Source organism: Brochothrix campestris FSL F6-1037 (assembly GCF_000525915.1).
Taxonomy (GTDB): Bacteria; Bacillota; Bacilli; order Lactobacillales; family Listeriaceae; genus Brochothrix; species Brochothrix campestris.
Genome location: NZ_AODH01000010.1, coordinates 39807 through 58701 on the forward strand (window position 1 = coordinate 39807; position 18895 = coordinate 58701).

An 18895-nucleotide genomic window follows, 5' to 3' on the forward strand; every position below is an offset into this window, starting at 1 on the left:
TCGCCCTACTTAGGGTATTCTATTCGCTGATGATACACACCCACTAATACTTTCAACAAAGTGTCTTTAATGGTTAGCATATCTTTCATCGACAGCTCGCATTCATCAAACTGACCGTCCAACAAACGCTCTTCGACGATTGAATGAATCAAGTCCGCCATTTTTTCAGTCGATGGTGTTTTCATCGAACGTACTGCCGCTTCAACTGAGTCTGCAATATTAACAACGGCAATTTCTCTTGTTTGTGGTTTAGGTCCTGGATAACGAAACGTTGCTTCTGCAACGCTAGCATCCTCTTGTTGGGCCGCATAATAAAAATAGCGCAAAACCGTTGTGCCATGATGTTGTTCTGCCATATCAACAATTGGTTTAGGAAAATGGGCCGCTTGCAACATTGCGACACCATCCTTCGCATGCGCGATAATAATATCACGACTGGCGGTTGCTGTTAACTGCTCATGGGGACTTTTATCACCATATTGATTTTCAACAAAAAAGGCTGGATTCGACATTTTACCTACATCATGATAATAACAAGCCACACGTGTATACAACGAATCACCACCAATGGCATCGACTGCCGCCTCCGCCAAATTAGCAACCATCAAGGAATGATGATAGGTTCCCGGTGCTTCATTCATCATCCGCTTCAACAAAGGTTGTGATGGACTCGCTAGTTCCATTAAACGATTCGGTGATAACACCCCAAAAATCGTCTCAAATAGCGGTTGTAATCCTAAACTTAAAATAAATGCTATCAACCCTCCTATCATACCATAAAAGATAGGCCACCAAAATGATAAAGTTGAAATCGATACTGCACTAATAAGCTGAATGATAAAAATAGCAGCTCCATTAAACAATGAAATATACATTGAATCGACGAATAAGTCATTACGCGTTTTCGGTTTGTTTAAAATAAGTGTTGCACCTAAACTCGATAATAAAATATAAGCAATGAAATAAACGATGTTGAAGGTACTTTGACTACTTTGTAATATGAGGACTGCTGCCATTACAATTTGCAATATGCCTAAGAGCTTAAGTGCCCGATAACCTAACAATTGTAATATCATCGGCACAAACACAACGGGCAAAACGTAAATTAAATTATCAACCCGATGTTCAAATGCAAAGCGGAACAATAAAAGTATTAAATAACTCAAAACAGTTAAGGCACTAAAAATCATAAACACAATCGTGACATCATGCTGCTCGCGCCGTGAACGATAGACCAAGAAAAAGGTCATAATTGCAATCACAATCGCCATCAAGACATTTCCCAGGAGAACAAGCCAATTTAGCGATGATTTCACCATATGTACTAGTTCTAGCTGACGATAAATATCATCGGTTACGAGTTGGCCTTCTTGAACAATCACCTGCCCTTGTAAGATTCGAACCGGTTGGACACTATTTTGTGCAATCAAGCGCTGTTGATTGGTGGCAGACGCATCATAAAAACTATTAACGGTAATGCCAGCATTAATAATTTCAGTCGCGACAGCTCGTAACGATGAGGCAATCGCTAACTCGTTCATGCTTATTTGTAAATCTGCTCGAATGTTTAACAACTGTGTATTAGTCACACCTTTTTGTAGTTGTTTCGTTATCACACTCACTAACGTTGATTGAAAATCGGTCAATTTTGATGGTTTAAAATGATACAAGGTGACTAAACTCGCATCGCTAATCGATGTCTCTTCAAATGTCAGATCGCTCTTATTTAACAATGCACGTGCCCGCTTTACGATATTTTGATTCGAAAAAGGTTCGAATTGTTTTTTCTCTTTCTTCGCGGTTTCCTCGGCTTTGTCTTCATCATCTTGGACGGTACCAAGCACTGTAAAAATCATATTAACCGAGTCGATTTGATTTTGGGTAATGTTCGAATTGATGGTGTATACATCTTGCACATTATCCGCAGCGGCAACTTTTTCACTCTCGGTTTTTTTATCGTCAACAACTGTTTGTGACGCCCTAATGGTTGTCGGTGCTATTTCATTTTTCATGATATGATAAGGTTTCATCGTGCTCGCCACATTCAATACAACCGCCAACATAATGGCCAACACGATTAAGGTCGTAATGTTAAGCCGTCTATCTTGTGTTGCGGTTAGCTTCTTGCGGTTTTTTTTTCATCGTCAGCTTCACGCTCCTCTGCTAATACGACATGCTACTCAGCACCGTATGCGTCAATAATTTTACCAACCAGTGGATGACGCACGACATCTTCGGTTTTAAAGGTGACAAATCCGAGGTCTTTAATTGGTTGTAGCAACTTTTCGGCATGGATTAAGCCACTTTTGCTCCCCTTTGGTAAATCTATCTGTGTCACATCACCATTAATAATCATCTTCGACCCATAACCGAGTCGTGTTAAGAACATTTTCATTTGGGCTGTTGTTGTATTTTGGGCTTCGTCTAAAATAATAAAGGCCTGCTCAATGGTGCGACCGCGCATATAAGCTAACGGAGCAATCTCGATGACACCACGTTCTAGCAAACGTGTGGTTGTATCCCTTCCTAGTACCTCGTGTAAGGCATCGTAGACTGGGCGTAAATAAGGATCAACCTTTTCTTTCAGATCACCGGGTAAAAAGCCGAGACTTTCGCCCGCTTCTACTGCCGGACGTGTTAATAATATTTTACTTACCTTACCACTTTTTAAGGCTTCGACGGCCATTACAACGGCTAAGTAGGTTTTACCCGTTCCAGCTGGGCCAATTCCAAAAGTAATAGCCTTTGCTTTGACCGTCTGAATATAGTTTTTTTGTCCAAATGTTTTCGGTCGAATCGGATTCCCCTTGCTTGTTTTAAAGATATGTTCGTCATAGAGACGGCTATAGTTGGCAAGTTTACCTGTTTTCGCCATCTTCACAGCTTGCGTCACATCACGTAAGTCTATCGCTATTTGTCGTTGTAATATTTCATTGAGGCTCACCAAAATTTGTTTAACTGCCACGATGTTTTCTGCGGTTCCGGTCACCGTGAAACTTTCACCGCGCGTAATAATAACGACACCAAAGGCCTCTTCAAGATATTGGATATTGGCATCATTCGTACCAATAAGTAATTGAACATCTTCTAATGAACTGAGTGTAAATGTATCTGTTAACTGATTACTCGCATTAGTCATCGCCACTACCCCTTTACGATTAAGTTATACTTCTATTTTACCCTAATCGCGGTCTGTTTCATAATCTTAGCAAGAAAAACACCCCAAATAAAAAGGAGCATCACAAGGATGCTCCTTTAAAACCGTCGTTTCCCTTTTAATGCCTTCGGTGCAGCCAATAATTCAGCCATGATCACACCTCGTACAAGTTCTTGCTTGCCTAGAAGCACATCGCCCGTTGCAACATTTACAGCCTGCACAACTTGTTTAGGCTGGTGTTTACGGTGAGACACCCTTACTTCGCTCAGTTCAGTTGTCTGACCACGTGTCGATTGACGTTGCCCCTTAGTGGACTGTAGTCGCTCTTGCCTGGTCGAAGTTTCACGTACTGTTTGACGACGTGGCTCTGTTGAGCGACGCGGCCTCACTGGCACTTCTTCAACAGCAACTGGCGTTGCCGTTGACTGTGTTTTTTGTCGGGTGGACGAACGGTTAGCTGTTCGTCGACGTGGTTCATCGGCTGTGCGAATAGGTTTAGATTGCTTAGCCGCTTCAGTAGCGGCCTTGCGTTCTTTTTTCTTTTTATCATCGAGGTACATTGTTATTAACCAAGCAGCACCACCGATAATCATCAATAGAAACTCCATTCGGTCGCCTCCATTTTAAACTATTGTTTGTTATTTTTACCCTCTTCATGTGTTTCGTTTAATTGGCTAATCGCCGCTCGCATGTCTGTATCTGATTCAATGTTTTTAAGATTGTAATAATCCATCACACCAATTTTACCTGACCGAAGCGCTTCCGCCATCGCAAGTGGTACCTGTGCTTCTGACTCAACAACCTTCGCACGCATCTCTTCAACTTTGGCACGCATTTCTTGCTCAGAAGCTACGGCCATCGCACGACGTTCTTCGGCTTTCGCCTGAGCGATGTTTTTATCGGCTTCGGCTTGTTCTGTTTGTAACTCTGCCCCAATGTTCGTACCGATGTCGACATCTGCAATATCAATTGAGAGAATTTCAAAGGCAGTCCCCGCATCAAGTCCTTTAGATAAGACTGTTTTTGAAATCAAATCGGGGTTTTCAAGCACTTTATTATGTTCAACTGATGAACCGATTGTCGAAACAATCCCTTCACCAACACGGGCGATAATTGTTTCTTCACCCGCACCACCAACCAAACGTTCGATGTTAGCACGCACTGTAATCCGTGCTTTTGCTTTTACTTCAATCCCGTTCATTGCCACACCTGAAATAAATGGTGTTTCAATCACTTTCGGGTTAACTGACATTTGAACCGCTTGTAACACGTCACGACCTGCAAGATCGATTGCTGCCGAACGTTCAAACGTCAATTCAATGTTGGCACGATGTGCAGCAATTAATGCATTGACGACACGGTCGACATTACCACCTGCTAAATAGTGACTTTCAAGCTGGTTAATCGTTGTGTTTAAGCCCGCTTTTTGTGCTTTAATGAGCGGGTTGACGATGCCCCCAGGGCTTACGCGTCTTAAGCGCATCCCGATTAACGTTGTAATACTTACTCTGACACCAGCTGCTAATGCACTGATCCATAATCCTACAGGAACAATTGTGAAAATAATCATCAATAAAATAATAACGATAACTGCCATCACAATCACACCCATGTTTTGCCCAATTAATGCTTCCATCTGTCTAACCTCCTATTGTTGTTTAAAAGCCTTTATTCACGTCTTATTTTGCTGTTTGCTCGCGAACAACGACTCTCATACCCTCTACTTTGATAACTGTTACTGGCACTTCGCTTTCAATGAAATCGCCTTCTGACACTACATCGATTAAACGACCATTTAACACCATTGATCCGGCTGGGCGCAAGGCTGTTTTTGTCAGACCAGATTGGCCGACTAATTCAGGACGATTTTCAGTTGAAACGTAACCTTCTTCTGTTTTTGTCGCATCACGCAACACGAGTTTTCGAAAAATATTCATCCGTTTTCCCAACACCTTTATCATTATTAATATTGTGACCCACATCACGAGCATTGCACAAGCAAGCGCAATCATTATGGTGACCCAATCTTCAAAGCCGGCTAAGAAAATACTAACGACGATGCCGATAACGCCTAATGCCCCGACAATTCCTCCCGGTACAAATAATTCTAACAGAACGAGTGCAAAACTAATAATGAAAACCATTACTAAAAGCCAACTTGCAAGTCCGATCATAATATGACTGAAGAAATAAATGAATATTAACAACAGTCCGATGATGCCAAAAATGCTAAAGCCTTTAGTAAAAAGTTCGATTGCAAAGCAAGCGCCTGCTAGCACGAGCAGGGTCGCAATCACAACTGGTTGCGTTAGAAAAGACGCCAGATGGTCAATCCTTGATGACGAGACCTGTGTCGCTGCCAAAACATGTTGTGCGGGTAAAATCGCAAAGACAGTAACAATGGCAAGCCAGCTTGCCAAAGCTGATTTTTTCATTTGCTTCACCTCATTTATTTGATATTTTTAAAAAAAGCCGGGAAAACATGAGTTCTCCCGGCTTTACAATTTTTAATTACATCAGATTAAGATAATTTTTGTTTTAAAAGTTTGCTAATTAATGAACCATCCGCTTTACCTTTAACTTTTGGTAAAATAACTTTCATTACCTTTCCAAAATCAGCTTTAGATGATGCTCCCGTTTCAGCAATCACTTCATCAACAATCACTAACACTTCTTCTTCAGTAAGTTGTGTTGGTAAATAGTGTTCGATGACTTGTAATTCCGCCTCAAGGCTTGCTACAAGGTCCTCACGCTCTGCACTCTTAAATTCAACCATCGATTCTTTACGCTGTTTGAATTCACGAGATAAGACCGTTAGTTCTTCTTCTGAATCCAATTCGTCGCCTTTTTTAATAGACTCATTTTGGATTGCAGCTTTAACCATTCGAATGACAGATAAACGTGCTTTATCTTTCGCACGCATTGCATCCTTCATATCTTGATTTAATTGTCCCAAAAGACTCATGAATTTTCATCCTCACTAATTAGAACTTACGTTTACGTGCTGCTTCTGATTTTTTCTTACGTTTTACGCTTGGTTTTTCATAAAATTCGCGCTTTCTGAATTCTTGCATAGTACCTGTTTTCGATACCGAACGTTTAAAGCGACGAAGAGCATCTTCAAGCGATTCGTTTTTGCGAACAACTGTTTTTGACATCTCTTAACCCTCCCTCCGCACACTGGAGTTACTCAGTAAATAACGTGAATCAATATTTACCTGCTAAGTATTCCTTAAAAATACCTAGATGATTGCCTAAACAACAATCACTCTATGCAATTATATAATAGTAAGAATTAAACGTCAACGTTTTATCGTTTATAATTCAAATTCATATGAAATTGCTGCCATTGCATAGAGTGGTGCTGTCTCCGTCCGCAGAATACGCGGACCGAAAGAGCCTGTTATAGCGCCGTTTTGACAGAACAAATCAACTTCAGAACGAGAGAGACCACCTTCTGGTCCAAAAATAATTAATAAGCGTGAGCCAACAGGGATTTTTCTTAAAAGCGCTTTATACGCTTGGTTTTCATTTATTTTAGCCTCTTCTTCGTCTGCAACAAACAGGTGGGTATATTGAGTGGCTGCTGCCGCTAACTGTTTCGTCGTTAGCAATGCTTTGATTTCAGGCACCTGAATCCGATGTGATTGTTCGGCAGCTTCTTGGGCGATTTTTTGCAGGCGTTGTCTTTTTTTACCTTGCTTTTTATCATCCCATTTCACAATAGAGCGTTCTGCCACATAGGGTTGAATCGCAAACGCACCTAATTCAGTACTTTTTTGCACGATGAGCTCGAGTTTATCTCCTTTAGGCAGGCCACAGGCAAGGGTCACCTCTATTGGTAACTCGACTGTTTTTTCAAGCTTTGTTTTTAACTGTAGGTGTGCTTCTGCTTTCGTGATCGTAACCAAAGTGGCAATGAAACTGTTGCGGTCGTTAAAGACTACAATGCATTCGTCTCCGACTTCATGACGCATCACGTTAATCAGGTGATGGTAATGTGGTGCACCGATAGCGATGGTTGGTTCGTTCGGTGTTGATGTTTCAATAAAGTAACGTTGCATCTTAGCCCTCTTTTCGAGCAATCAAGGCAAACCAATCGTCCTTGTTGTCACGCTCAATCATTGTTAAACCAGCAGCTTCAATCGCCGCGGCCACTTCTTCAACCTTCGTCTCAATAATACCAGAGGCAATAAACAAGCCTCCTGGTTTTAAGACGCGGTATACGTCGTCGGGGAACAGTAAAATAATATCGGCTAAAATATTTGCAACCACCACATCAACCGTGCGGTCAACACCTTCTAATAGATTACCGGTTGTGACTTCAACCACGTCACCAACCTTATTCACGTCGATGTTTTCTTGTGCCGCACGAACAGCGACATCATCTAAATCTAACGCTAAAACTGAGTTAGCACCTAACTTGGCCGCTAAAATACTCAAGACGCCTGAACCGGTACCAACATCAATGACATCATCGCCCGCCACAACGTATTTTTCAACGGCTTCGAGGCACAGACGGGTCGTTTGATGCGTCCCTGTTCCAAAGGCCATCCCAGGATCTAATTCGATGATATGTTCCTCAGGTGAATGCGGTGTATACTCTTCCCAAGTTGGGACAATCGTTAATTTATCAGTGATTTGGACCGGATGATAAAACTCTTTCCAAGCAGTCGCCCATTTTTCTTCTTTCACTTCAGTTAAGGTCCAATCAATCGGTCCGAGGTCGATGTCATATTGAACAAGTCCTTTAATCAAAGCATGAACAGCCTCAAAATCAATCGTCACATCTTCGTTATCTTCATAATACGCTTTTACAATCACACCCTCTGTTGGGTAATCTGCTGAATCGAGCGCGTACATCTCGCCAAATTGGTCGGGATGTTCACGTGTTAAGTCCGCACTATCTTCAATTGCGACACCATTGGCGCCATTTTCCATAAATACATTTGAAATTGCATCCATTGCGGCATGCGTCGTTGTGACACTCACTTCGATAAAATCCATTTTTGCATCTCCTTTATTTTAGCTCTCTGTTTGATTGTACCTTATCTATGATTGGCTTGAAAGTAAATCTCTTCAAAAAACAGCTTGATTCATCACGCTAAACTTCATACTGTAAAAGTTGATGCAAAAATCGCCCTACGCTCAGTCACACGCTTATAGCCTCCTCAATCGTCTGATTATTATGATTTTTGAAACTCGATCGTTTCTTTTTTTTAAAAATAACTTATTCTTAATATATGTATAAATAAAGGAGGAGTAATAATGAAAAAAATAAAACGTTCAATTGTGCTAGCACTAGTAATAATAGCTGCTTTCTTTCAAAACCCAGTTGTTTTCGCTAAAAACATCACAAGTAGCATTGTAACTGATGTTAATTTCAAAGCAGATACAACTGCAAATGGCGGACAAATTATCACTGAAATTGACAGTAGTAAAAAATTCATTCTTTCTTATGAGTTTTCAATTCCTAAGGAATTAATTGTTCTCGGTGGAGACAGAGCTAGCTTTTCGGTTCCACCTGAAATAAGATATAATAATATCGACATGACAGACGTTCCCTTAAAGACTAGTGACGGCCTCATTTTCGGAACCGCTTCGATAAAAAATGGACAGGTAGAAATAACGTTTAACACCAACGTTGAACAAGGTATTAGTATGGCCTATTTCGATATTTGGGCAAACTTTAACGCTAATAATATTACCATTGACGAAATGAATGTTATCCCTTTTGAAACAATTAATGGCACAGTCGAGAAAGAAATACTAATCACTCAGTCAAACACTGGTTCTGGCTCAGGTGCTTGGATTACAAAAAATGGAAAGTACGAAGGAAAACAAGACCCAAAAGATACCTTAACGTGACAAATTTACATCAATACCTTCCAAGATAAAAAAAAGTTTTCAAGATGGCTATTTCATCGACACCTTAGGTGACGGTTTGACATTTATCGGCTCTAAACAAAGCAATTCAGTAAGAGTTGTCTATGGCTCTAGCACTGCGACAGCCTCAATCGATGAACAGGTTGAAGTTGAATGGATCGATAGTAAAACTTTTAAAATCCCCTTACGCGATACAAATGAACGGATTTTCATCACATATAAGACGAAAACTGATTTTTCTAAATCACAATACACAAACACCGCTGAAGTAACCGCCAAAATTGATGGTGCTTCCACTCTAGAAAACCACCATATAATAGGTTATTCAGAAAAATATGGTGGTGAAGGTGGCGGTAATATCGATTCAAGCTCAAACGACTCGAGTTCAAGCAATTCCAGTTCAACCGATTCCAGTTCAATCGACTCGAGTTCAACTGATTCCAGTTCAACTGATTTCAGTTCAAGCGATTCGAGTTCAAACGACTCAAACTCAGATGCAATTGAAATAGGTTCAAACATCTCACAAGAAAAGATAACACATACCACTAAGACTCACTCAAAGCAATCACTTTCCAACCTAATAATTACGCCTGATTCTTCAGAAAACCAACTAAAAACAACAATATCTCAACATAATTTGCCCAAAACAGGTGAAAATCAACAACTCCCTTGGTATTTATGGGTTGGTTTAACTTTTCTATTAATTGCTGTTAGACAAATAAAAAAAATAACGATCACTTAAATTATTTCTTTAACGAATCAAAAAAGCTAACTCTCTATCGGTAAGTTACCGATAGAGAGTTAGCTTTTATTTATTCTATCAGCAATTATTCTCCTTTAAATGCTTTTCGCATCTTATCAAAGAAACCATCGTTGCTGTTATCACCTTCTGTTGCTTTCGCGTAATCTTTCACAGCCTTACGTTGGGCATCGTTCATTTTTTGCGGTACGACTACACGCACTTGAATGTGTTGATCGCCGTGTCCGGTACGTTGGAGGCGCGGTGCCCCTTTGCCTCGGAGACGGAAGTTAGTGCCATTTTGTGTCCCAGCAGGTACTTTTAAGCGCACTTTACCATGTAAGGTTGGCACTTCAATTTCAGCACCGAGCGCGGCTTGCGCAAATGTAATCGGTACTTCAGCGTAAATATCATCGCCATGACGTTCAAAGAACTCATCGGGAATAATATCAAACACGACATATAAGTCACCATTTGGTCCGCCATTGTAACCAGCAGCCCCTTGGTTTGAAACGCGCATTTGTTGCCCGTCATCGACACCAGCAGGTACTTTTAGTTTTAATTTTTTCACTTTTGTCACACGTTCATTCGTTTTTTCGTCAATTTCTTCACGACGGAAACTAATTTCAATTTCTTTACCGAAAATTGCTTCACGGAATTTCAAACGCATCGTGTATTGCATGTCCTGTCCTGCGCGCGGTGCATTCGGGTCACGACGTCGGCCACCACCAAAGAAACTTTCAAAAATGTCTTCAAAGCCACCGCCGCCAAAGCCGCCACCACTAAAGCCACCACCGAAACCACCGCCACCAAAGCCAGCGTTCGGGTCAGCGTGCCCAAAACGGTCAAAATGAGCTTTTTTATCCTCATCACCTAAAATATCGTAAGCATCTGATATTTCTTGGTATTTTGCTTTGGCACTCTCTTCTTTGTTAATATCTGGATGATATTGTTTTGAAAGTTTACGGTATGCCTTTTTAATCTCTTGTGCCGTTGCAGACTTACTAACGCCTAAAACGTCATATGGATCTTTATTTGCCATTTTAATGTCACTCCCTGTTTAACTCGTATTGGTTTACTTTATCATTTACTGCCCAAATAGGCTAGTTACAAATAAAAGGCCATCGTCACAAACTGCGGACATGGCCTTTTATTCTGACGATTAGATTACTTATTTTTTATCTTCGTCAACTTCTTCGAATTCAGCTTCAACAACGTTATCGTCAGCTTGGTCGCCAGCTTCACCTTGTTCAGCTTGTTGTGCTTTAGCCGCTTCTTCGTATAATTTAACTGATAACGCTTGAACGATTTCATTTAAAGCATCTTTTTTAGTTGTGATGTCTTCAATGTCTTCGCCTTCTAAGGCAGTTTTCAATTCATCACGTGCCTCTTCAGCTTTTTTAACTTCATCAGCTTCGATTTTACCTTCTAAGTCTTTCAATGTTTTATCAACAGAGAAGATTAATTGATCGGCTTCGTTACGCGTATCAACTGCTGCTTTGTTTTTAGCATCTTCTTCAGCATTTGCTTCAGCATCTTTAACCATACGTTCAATTTCTTCATCAGTTAAACCTGAAGATGATTTGATGACAATGTTTTGTTCTTTACCAGTACCTAAGTCTTTCGCTTTAACAGTTACGATACCATTTTTATCAATATCGAATGATACTTCGATTTGAGGCACGCCACGTTGAGCAGCTGGGATGTCAGATAATTGGAAACGACCTAATGTTTTGTTGTCTTTCGCCATTGGACGTTCACCTTGTAACACATGGATATCGACAGCTGGTTGGTTATCAACCGCAGTTGAGAATACTTGTGATTTAGATGTTGGGATTGTTGTGTTACGTTCGATTAAGACTGTTGAAACGCCACCCATTGTTTCGATACCTAATGAAAGTGGAGTAACATCAAGTAAAACAACGTCTTTCACGTCACCGGTAATCACACCACCTTGGATTGCTGCACCCATTGCAACAACTTCATCTGGGTTAACACCTTTATGTGGTTCTTTACCTAATTCTTTTTTAACAGCTTCTTGTACGGCAGGAATACGAGTTGAACCACCTACTAAAATAACTTGGTCGATTTCGCTTGCTGATAATTTGGCATCTTTCATTGCTTGACGAACAGGAACAACCGTACGTTCAACTAATGAAGCTGTAATATCATCAAATTTAGCACGTGATAATGTCACTTCTAAGTGCATTGGACCATTGTCACCTGCTGTGATGAATGGTAATGATACTTGTACTGAAGAAACGCCTGATAAGTCTTTTTTTCGCTTTTTCAGCAGCATCTTTCAAACGTTGTGTTGCCATTTTATCTTTCGATAAATCAATGCCGTTGTCTTTTTTAAACTCAGCTACTAAGTAATCGATAATCGCTTGGTCAAAGTCATCGCCACCAAGTGAGTTATCACCTGCTGTTGCTAATACTTCAAAGACACCATCGCCTAATTCAAGGATTGAAACGTCAAATGTACCACCACCAAGGTCAAATACTAAGACAGTTTGGTCTTCATCTGTTTTTTCAATACCGTAAGCTAAAGCTGCAGCTGTTGGTTCGTTAACAATACGCTCGACTTCTAAACCAGCAATTTTACCAGCGTCTTTCGTTGCTTGACGTTGTGCATCGTTGAAGTAAGCTGGCACTGTAATAACCGCTTTATCAACTGTTTCACCTAAGTAATCTTCAGCATAACCTTTTAAGTATTGTAAGATGATTGCTGAAATTTCTTGTGGCGAGTAATCTTTACCTTCGATTGTTGTAACGTGGTCAGTACCCATATAACGTTTAATTGAAGCAATTGTGTTTGGGTTTGTAATCATTTGACGTTTTGCTACTTCACCTACTTGACGTTCACCGTCTTTGAATGCGACAACAGATGGTGTTGTGCGGCCACCTTCTGGGTTTGGAATGATTTTAGCTTCGCCACCTTCAAGAACTGAGACAGCAGAGTTTGTTGTACCTAAGTCAATACCGATAATTTTGCTCATAATAAATTTCCTCCTAGAAAATGTTTTTTTGATGTTGCGTTGTTATCTGCACGTGTTTATTGGTTAACTTTAACCATGGCAGGTCGGATAACACGCTCTTTTAAGCGGTATCCTTTTTGTAATTCGGCAGTAACGACATTGCTTTCAAAGGCGTCGTCGCTATCTTGCATAACAGCTTGATGAATGTTTGGATCAAACGCTTCACCAACAGTTGCGATGACTTCTAAGCCTTCCGCTTCTAATGCTGTTATTAATTGGCGTTGGACAATTTCAATTCCTTCAAGGAATGATTTCGTATCTTCCCCCGCCAAGTCTGTCGCCATTGCCCGTTCAAAGTTATCTAAGACTGGCAATAATTTTTCAATCACCGCTTGCGAACGAAACTTCGCAGCGCTTTGTGCTTCGATTTTTTGACGACGTCGACTGTTATCAAAGTCAGCTTGTAAACGTAAGTAACGTGTTTCAAGCGCGTCATATTTGGCTGTTAGTTGGTCAAGTTCAGATACTTCAACCACTTCTTCTTCGGTTGTTTCAACTGCCTCTTCAACCGTTTCATTTGTTTCAGTTACTTCTTCAACCTTATCTGACTTCACTTCTTCGCTCACATTATTCCCTCACTTTATCAGTTTATATTTCCCTCATCATAACGTGTTGTTAAAAAGCGGGATAAATCTTTACTCACCTCATCAATCACTTGAATCGAATGATCGTACGACATACGTGTTGGTCCTAGCAAGGCAATCACACCTGCCTTTTGGTTATCAACCTTGTATGTGCTTGTTATCAAGCTGAAATCTTTAAACAAGTCGTTAGAAATCTCTTCACCGATCATCACGTTGATACCTTCAGGCACATCGTTGACGAGTTCAAAAACATCATCGCGTTGCTCGAGTAATTTAATCACATCGCGAATTTGGGCGGTTTGACTAAATTCAGGTTGATTTAAAATATGCGATTGTCCCGAAAAGACAATTTTTTCTTGAGGTGTTTGATGAAACACGTTTTGCAATAATTGTTGAATCGCATCAAATTCGTTCGTTTGTTGTTTTAATAACTGATTGACTTCTCGCGGTAGTCTCATTTTTATATCTGATAATGGTAGGTTCACCAGTTTATCATTTAAAATATTCACGACCCGTTCAATATCAGTCGGTGAAACGGCTGCTTCAAGCGTAAATCGATGATTCTCTACATGACCACTTGTTGTAACTAAAATCGCAACAACCTGTCGTTCACCAATTGGAATCAACTGAAAACTCGCCAGGCGATTCAATTGTAAATTAGGACCAAGTACAATCGCCGTGTAGTTCGTTAAATCAGCTAAAATCGTTGCTGATTTACGAATCAGCTCTTCCATTTCAACATAATCATGAGTGAAAAGTTGCTGAATGACTTGCATATCAGTCGGGTGAATGGCCATCTTACCAACAAGAAAGTCCACGTAGTAGCGATACCCTTGTTCAGATGGGACGCGTCCTGATGACGAATGTGTCTTTTCGATAAAACCTTGTTGTTCTAAAATACCCATTTCGTTACGAATCGTCGCTGAACTAAATGGCAATTGACCTTCTTTCACTAATGAGCTTGAGCCAATCGGTTTTGCCGTTCCAATGTAGTTGCGGACAATGGTTTTCAGTATCAGTAGCTGTCTTTCTGATAACATTTAGCATCACTCCTTTTAGCACTCTGATCGTTCAAGTGCTAACTACATTCTTAATTTAACAAATAAGTCAGAACATGTCAATAACTTACACTCGAAAAATGACCTTTTTTGACCAATATTTTTTCAGTCCTCAAAAACCGCCTCTCAACTGTTTGAAAAGCGGTCATTTTATTCGGGCAGTTTGTATAGCTAACAGCTGTACTTGCAAGTTTGTTAATTCATATCATCTAAAAAGGCCACCATTTTTTGCATTATATATATGACGATAATCGTTGTGAAATAACTAGCGATGATTAGTTCGCCTATGATAATGAAACGTTTAGGCAGCTTGAACAATAGCAGTAGTGCTAATAGTAGACTTAATAGCAGCGTTATAAAAAAATGTGGCCACACCTTAAGCGCGGTCGGACGTTCCGACGTTGTTTGTTTTTTCACCATCGGTGCTCCTCCTCATTAACACGTTTTGTTTTGCTAGCCTCTCTTTTTAACTTAGCTATTTGACGACCGTGCTGTCAAATGAGTAGGCAGCGAAAAAGACACTTAGAGGGCGCACAACATCTGTGTTTGTGCACGTAACTAAGTGTCTTTTTGCTGGTTGTTACTCTCGTTCAAATAAAAAATCACGAAAGACGACATTTCCTAAAAAGCGACCTTGTCGGGTTAGTTTAACAAAACCATCTTCGTGTGCCATTAAACCTTTCGCCACAAAACGCGCAATCGGTTCGTGGTAAATATCAAACATATTTTGACCAAACTTCTCTTTAAAATGCGACACCGATACACCTTGCACCCGACGCAGACCGAGAAACATTTCTTCCTCAATATGTTCTTGTAAGGCTAGTTCCTTTGTTTGAAAAGTTGGTAATTGACCATTTTCAAGTGGTGTCATGTATTTTTTTAGCGGACCGGCATTCGCATAACGAACATCCCCTAAAAAGCCATGAGCACCCGCACCAAAGCCATAATACTGTTCATTGGCCCAGTACGTAATGTTATGACGACTTTCATAACCTGGCTTACAAAAGTTACTAATCTCATATTGGTTGCGGCCATGGGCAGCCATTGTGTCCATTAAATAACCGTACATATTGGCTTCGGCATCCTGCCCTGGCAAGATGAGCTTGCCTTTTTGCATGAGGTTATAAAAAATCGTTTTCGGTTCGACGATTAGTGAATAGGCCGAGTAATGCGGGAGATCAAGCGCTAACGCTTTTGTGAGCGTGTCTTTGAAATCCGCCTCGGTTTGACCCGGCAAACTAAAAATCAAGTCGATAGAAATATTTTCGAAACCGACAGCATGAGCGTTATCAACTGATTGATACACATCAGCCACCGTATGAATCCGTCCGATTTTTTTCAACAAATCTTGATTAAAGCTTTGTACCCCCATACTAAGGCGGTTGACACCGTGTTGATGCATCACCGCTAATTTTTCAATCGATAAATCACCGGGATTTGCTTCAAATGAAAATTCACCCGTTGCTTCATCATAAGGCAGTAGCTCACGGATACCACGACATAACTTATCGAGTTGGTTTGGCGTCAACGTTGTCGGTGTTCCACCGCCAACAAAAATTGTTTCAACATGATCGACTGGTGTTTGCTCAAGTCGCATTTTCATTTCTAACAACAACGTATCAATGTAACGATCAACGGGTTGCCCTTCTAAAAAAAACTTTGTTAAAGTCACAGTAATAACAAATGTGCTCACAAAATGGGATGTGTATATAAACGGCTGTCATAATTGGCCTTCCTTTCTTACTTAACGCTTTTCATTTTACGTGAAGCGGAGGCTTAATTCAAGTCGGTCGTTTAAAACAATCAGTTAGACTACGTTTTTATCCATGCAACGACGTTAGACTTTGCTTCTTCTTCATTGACCTTAATTTATTTTAAAAATCTATTTTTAATCCGTTGTTCTAGTTTAGTCATTTTGAGTTCGACACTTTCTTTCAATTGTTTGTTCGATTTTTATTACCCGCATATTTCGCCGTTTTTATTTCTTCAAAAGGTAGCATTTTCTTCATGTTTTTTTCACATTCACTTGTTATATTTAATGAGTAAACCAAATGAAGTGGCAGTTTTTGCTCCTATCATTATTATTGTTCTTTTTTTTTCTTTTACTAAGTGCTGAGCCTTGTCACTCAGTCGCTTAACAGTTTCTCCCTTTTTCACCAGTCGCTGTCAACGACTGGTTTTTTTATTCCTTTCAATTTTCAGCACAAAAAAAGCAGGTACTTCACCCGCTAACGGAATGAAATACCTGCTTCAGTTGTAGAAAAATGCTTATTTGTCCATCCATTCAGTATGGAAAGTACCTTCTTTATCTGTACGTTCGTAAGTGTGAGCACCGAAGTAATCACGTTGCGCTTGGATAAGGTTCGCTGGTAATGTTTCTGTACGGTAACTATCGTAGTAAGAAACAGCAGCCGAGAATGTTGGTACCGGAATACCCGCTTTAACAGCTGTTGCCACAACATCACGCAATGCTTCTTGGTAGTTGTCAGCAATATCTTTAAAGTAAGGATCTAAGAACAAGTTTTTAAGTTCTGGTGCTTTATTAAAGGCATCCGTAATTTTTTGTAAGAAGCGAGCACGGATGATGCAACCTGCACGGAAGATTTTAGCAATCTCACCGAAGTTTAAGTCCCAGTTGTTTTCATCTGATGCCATTCGCATTTGAGCAAAACCTTGTGCATATGACGCAATTTTACTTAAGTACAATGCACGACGAACCGCTTCAATGACAGCTTCTTTATCGCCTGTAAACGGTACTTTAGCAGGACCAGTTAAGACTTTACTTGCTGCCACACGTTCTTCTTTTAAAGCCGAAATGTAACGAGCAAAGACAGATTCAGTAATAAGTGGTAATGGTGTCCCTAAATCTAATGCGCTTTGGCTTGTCCATTTACCAGTCCCTTTGTTACCTGCACGGTCTAATATAACATCAACCAATGGTAAGCCTGTTTCTTCGTCTTTTTTCTTCAAGATATCTTTTGTGATATCGATTAAATAACTGTCTAATTCGCCAGTGTTCCAATCTTCAAACACGTCAGCTAATTCGTCATGTGATAAACCAACATGATGTTTGAGTAATGCATACGCTTCAGCAATTAATTGCATATCACCATATTCGATACCGTTATGTACCATTTTGACATAATGACCCGCACCATCCGCACCAATATAAGCCACACATGGTTCGCCATCTTCAGCACGAGCAGCAATTTCTTTAAGGATTGGAGCAACTAATTCATACGCTTCTTTTTGTCCCCCAGGCATGATTGCAGGCCCTTTAAGCGCGCCTTCTTCACCACCAGAAACGCCAGTACCAATAAAGTTGAATCCTTCAGCGCTTAATTCAGCGTTACGACGGATTGTATCTTCGTAAAATGTGTTACCACCATCGATTAAAATATCACCTTTAGCTAAGAAAGGTTTAAGTGAATCAATTGTTTTATCTGTTGCAACGCCGGCTTTAACCATTAACAAAATACGACGTGGTGATTCAAGTGAGTTAACAAATTCTTCGACTGTGTAATAAGGTACTAAGTTTTTGTCAGAATGATCTTTCATAACATCTTCTGTTTTTGAAGCTGAACGGTTGAAAATAGAAACCGAATGACCTCGACTTTCAATGTTTAACGCAAGGTTTTTGCCCATTACGCCCATTCCAATAACACCAATTTGTTGTTTGCTCATATTTTACGCGTCCTTCCAATTCATGAATTTTATGGATACTTTTGCTAACGTGATGCTATGTTAACATTGGCTCTACCGTATCATCATATCAAAAGATGAGCCTTTCTTCAATCATCTGCTATGCGATACTTCACTTTATTTTTATAAATAGTAAGCGTTTTACTAAATGCAGTTGTTCCATCCCGTTCTTTAACTGTCATGGCTCTAAGACATTATCGTCATGATGATTAAAATATATAGTAATTGTTATGCAAGAACACTCGGTCCTACAACAATTAATCCCAACACTTTGTTGTATCAACCATCGCTTATAGCTTGTAATTTAATACGTTTCAGCTACAATTAAGATAGGTTCATGTCATCTCATTGTACGTATCGAATAATTAGCTAAAGGAGTTTTTATGTTGGGTTCTAATAAAATGGTCAAAATTGTCGTTTATGTCTTAATTATCGTACTCGTCTTATCGTCACTCTTGAGCAGTGCTTTATTCTTCTTCTAAATAACGAACAAAAAAGGTGCTATAATTTATGGTGTTGGTGAATTTTCACTGATGCCTATTTTTTCGCAAAAAAATAGCTGCATTTTCAAAATCCCTATAATATTAAGTCATCACAACAAATTTATAAGCGGGATTCGACAATGTCAGCTATCACTTGTAATAATATCGCAAATCCCTCTGGAATTACAGATGAAACTATTTCTTTTCCAAAAACATGGTGTTTAACTCAGTTAATTAAAGGTGTTTTAA

At 39.9% G+C, this 18895-nt stretch carries 17 protein-coding genes and 2 pseudogenes; 3 read left to right on the forward strand and 16 right to left on the reverse strand.

Annotated features, from left to right (window positions below):
• Positions 1 to 5: 5 nt before the first annotated feature.
• From BCAMP_RS02845 to prmA, 9 genes are all read right to left on the reverse strand, one after another.
• Entirely contained in the window at positions 6 to 2030 is a 2025-nt protein-coding gene (locus BCAMP_RS02845) for an HD family phosphohydrolase (RefSeq protein ID WP_035313504.1), read from the reverse strand.
• Between the two features lie 146 nt (positions 2031 to 2176).
• Positions 2177 to 3139 carry a PhoH family protein gene (locus tag BCAMP_RS02850; RefSeq protein WP_035313505.1) on the reverse strand — a complete coding sequence of 321 codons (963 nt, stop codon included), beginning with the start codon at positions 3137 to 3139 and terminating at the stop codon, positions 2177 to 2179.
• 116 nt (positions 3140 to 3255) lie between these two features.
• Positions 3256 to 3765: a hypothetical protein gene (locus BCAMP_RS02855; RefSeq protein ID WP_035313506.1), complete on the reverse strand. Its 510-nt coding sequence runs from the start codon at positions 3763 to 3765 to the stop codon at positions 3256 to 3258.
• Positions 3766 to 3785: 20 nt separating this feature from the next.
• Complete coding sequence (gene floA / locus BCAMP_RS02860; RefSeq protein WP_051456835.1) at positions 3786 to 4793, reverse strand: flotillin-like protein FloA; 1008 nt, start codon at positions 4791 to 4793, stop codon at positions 3786 to 3788.
• 43 nt (positions 4794 to 4836) lie between these two features.
• A complete protein-coding gene (locus BCAMP_RS02865; RefSeq protein ID WP_051456836.1) occupies positions 4837 to 5592 on the reverse strand; it encodes an NfeD family protein in 756 nt (251 codons plus the stop codon).
• Positions 5593 to 5678: 86 nt separating this feature from the next.
• Complete coding sequence (locus BCAMP_RS02870; RefSeq protein WP_035313507.1) at positions 5679 to 6122, reverse strand: GatB/YqeY domain-containing protein; 444 nt, start codon at positions 6120 to 6122, stop codon at positions 5679 to 5681.
• 19 nt (positions 6123 to 6141) lie between these two features.
• A complete protein-coding gene (rpsU, locus tag BCAMP_RS02875) occupies positions 6142 to 6315 on the reverse strand; it encodes a 30S ribosomal protein S21 (protein WP_029091162.1) in 174 nt (57 codons plus the stop codon).
• A gap of 159 nt (positions 6316 to 6474) precedes the next feature.
• On the reverse strand, positions 6475 to 7221 hold the full coding sequence (locus tag BCAMP_RS02880; RefSeq protein ID WP_035313508.1) for a 16S rRNA (uracil(1498)-N(3))-methyltransferase: 747 nt from the start codon (positions 7219 to 7221) through the stop codon (positions 6475 to 6477).
• Position 7222: 1 nt separating this feature from the next.
• Positions 7223 to 8164 (reverse strand): 50S ribosomal protein L11 methyltransferase, encoded by a 942-nt coding sequence (gene prmA, locus BCAMP_RS02885; protein WP_035313509.1) that lies wholly within the window; start codon positions 8162 to 8164, stop codon positions 7223 to 7225.
• Between the two features lie 261 nt (positions 8165 to 8425).
• Between prmA and BCAMP_RS12410 the strand changes: the two genes are divergently transcribed.
• Both BCAMP_RS12410 and BCAMP_RS13395 read left to right on the forward strand, forming a co-directional pair.
• On the forward strand, positions 8426 to 9025 hold the full coding sequence (locus tag BCAMP_RS12410) for an Ig-like domain-containing protein (protein WP_051456837.1): 600 nt from the start codon (positions 8426 to 8428) through the stop codon (positions 9023 to 9025).
• 76 nt (positions 9026 to 9101) lie between these two features.
• Entirely contained in the window at positions 9102 to 9785 is a 684-nt protein-coding gene (locus BCAMP_RS13395) for an LPXTG cell wall anchor domain-containing protein (protein ID WP_198015685.1), read from the forward strand.
• 85 nt (positions 9786 to 9870) lie between these two features.
• On the opposite strand, the gene BCAMP_RS02895 is transcribed toward BCAMP_RS13395, so the two are convergent.
• The 7 genes and pseudogenes from BCAMP_RS02895 to gndA all read right to left on the reverse strand — a co-directional run bounded on the left by BCAMP_RS02895 (position 9871) and on the right by gndA (position 18146).
• Positions 9871 to 10824, reverse strand: coding sequence for a DnaJ C-terminal domain-containing protein (locus BCAMP_RS02895; RefSeq protein ID WP_035313510.1), 954 nt, complete (start codon positions 10822 to 10824; stop codon positions 9871 to 9873).
• Between the two features lie 129 nt (positions 10825 to 10953).
• A pseudogene (gene dnaK, locus BCAMP_RS02900) lies at positions 10954 to 12781 on the reverse strand (molecular chaperone DnaK).
• A gap of 56 nt (positions 12782 to 12837) precedes the next feature.
• Positions 12838 to 13386, reverse strand: coding sequence for a nucleotide exchange factor GrpE (gene grpE, locus BCAMP_RS02905; protein WP_035313511.1), 549 nt, complete (start codon positions 13384 to 13386; stop codon positions 12838 to 12840).
• Positions 13387 to 13403: 17 nt separating this feature from the next.
• A complete protein-coding gene (hrcA, locus tag BCAMP_RS02910) occupies positions 13404 to 14444 on the reverse strand; it encodes a heat-inducible transcriptional repressor HrcA (RefSeq protein ID WP_035313512.1) in 1041 nt (346 codons plus the stop codon).
• Between the two features lie 213 nt (positions 14445 to 14657).
• The gene (locus tag BCAMP_RS02915; protein ID WP_035313513.1) at positions 14658 to 14882 is read right to left on the reverse strand and encodes a hypothetical protein; all 225 of its coding nucleotides are present in this window, start codon (positions 14880 to 14882) and stop codon (positions 14658 to 14660) included.
• A 160-nt stretch (positions 14883 to 15042) separates the two neighbouring features.
• Positions 15043 to 16186, reverse strand: a pseudogene (gene hemW / locus BCAMP_RS02920) (radical SAM family heme chaperone HemW).
• A 544-nt stretch (positions 16187 to 16730) separates the two neighbouring features.
• Positions 16731 to 18146: an NADP-dependent phosphogluconate dehydrogenase gene (gndA, locus tag BCAMP_RS02925; protein ID WP_035313514.1), complete on the reverse strand. Its 1416-nt coding sequence runs from the start codon at positions 18144 to 18146 to the stop codon at positions 16731 to 16733.
• A gap of 401 nt (positions 18147 to 18547) precedes the next feature.
• On the opposite strand from gndA, the gene prli42 reads away from it, so the two are divergent.
• On the forward strand, positions 18548 to 18646 hold the full coding sequence (gene prli42 / locus BCAMP_RS13400) for a stressosome-associated protein Prli42 (RefSeq protein WP_156921121.1): 99 nt from the start codon (positions 18548 to 18550) through the stop codon (positions 18644 to 18646).
• Positions 18647 to 18895 lie beyond the last annotated feature (249 nt).

What these genes read in the sequence shown, in the direction of transcription:
- BCAMP_RS02865 (WP_051456836.1), bottom strand. Translation starts at nt 5,592, where the DNA reads ATGAAAAAATCAGCTTTGGCAAGCTGGCTTGCCATTGTTACTGTCTTT.
- BCAMP_RS02850 (WP_035313505.1), bottom strand. Translation starts at nt 3,139, where the DNA reads ATGACTAATGCGAGTAATCAGTTAACAGATACATTTACACTCAGTTCA.
- BCAMP_RS02870 (WP_035313507.1), bottom strand. Translation starts at nt 6,122, where the DNA reads ATGAGTCTTTTGGGACAATTAAATCAAGATATGAAGGATGCAATGCGT.
- gndA (WP_035313514.1), bottom strand. Translation starts at nt 18,146, where the DNA reads ATGAGCAAACAACAAATTGGTGTTATTGGAATGGGCGTAATGGGCAAA.
- BCAMP_RS02895 (WP_035313510.1), bottom strand. Translation starts at nt 10,824, where the DNA reads ATGGCAAATAAAGATCCATATGACGTTTTAGGCGTTAGTAAGTCTGCA.
- BCAMP_RS02915 (WP_035313513.1), bottom strand. Translation starts at nt 14,882, where the DNA reads ATGGTGAAAAAACAAACAACGTCGGAACGTCCGACCGCGCTTAAGGTG.
- BCAMP_RS02855 (WP_035313506.1), bottom strand. Translation starts at nt 3,765, where the DNA reads ATGGAGTTTCTATTGATGATTATCGGTGGTGCTGCTTGGTTAATAACA.
- BCAMP_RS02845 (WP_035313504.1), bottom strand. Translation starts at nt 2,030, where the DNA reads ATGAAACCTTATCATATCATGAAAAATGAAATAGCACCGACAACCATT.
- prli42 (WP_156921121.1), top strand. Translation starts at nt 18,548, where the DNA reads ATGTTGGGTTCTAATAAAATGGTCAAAATTGTCGTTTATGTCTTAATT.
- BCAMP_RS02880 (WP_035313508.1), bottom strand. Translation starts at nt 7,221, where the DNA reads ATGCAACGTTACTTTATTGAAACATCAACACCGAACGAACCAACCATC.
- rpsU (WP_029091162.1), bottom strand. Translation starts at nt 6,315, where the DNA reads ATGTCAAAAACAGTTGTTCGCAAAAACGAATCGCTTGAAGATGCTCTT.
- BCAMP_RS12410 (WP_051456837.1), top strand. Translation starts at nt 8,426, where the DNA reads ATGAAAAAAATAAAACGTTCAATTGTGCTAGCACTAGTAATAATAGCT.
- prmA (WP_035313509.1), bottom strand. Translation starts at nt 8,164, where the DNA reads ATGGATTTTATCGAAGTGAGTGTCACAACGACGCATGCCGCAATGGAT.
- floA (WP_051456835.1), bottom strand. Translation starts at nt 4,793, where the DNA reads ATGGAAGCATTAATTGGGCAAAACATGGGTGTGATTGTGATGGCAGTT.
- hrcA (WP_035313512.1), bottom strand. Translation starts at nt 14,444, where the DNA reads ATGTTATCAGAAAGACAGCTACTGATACTGAAAACCATTGTCCGCAAC.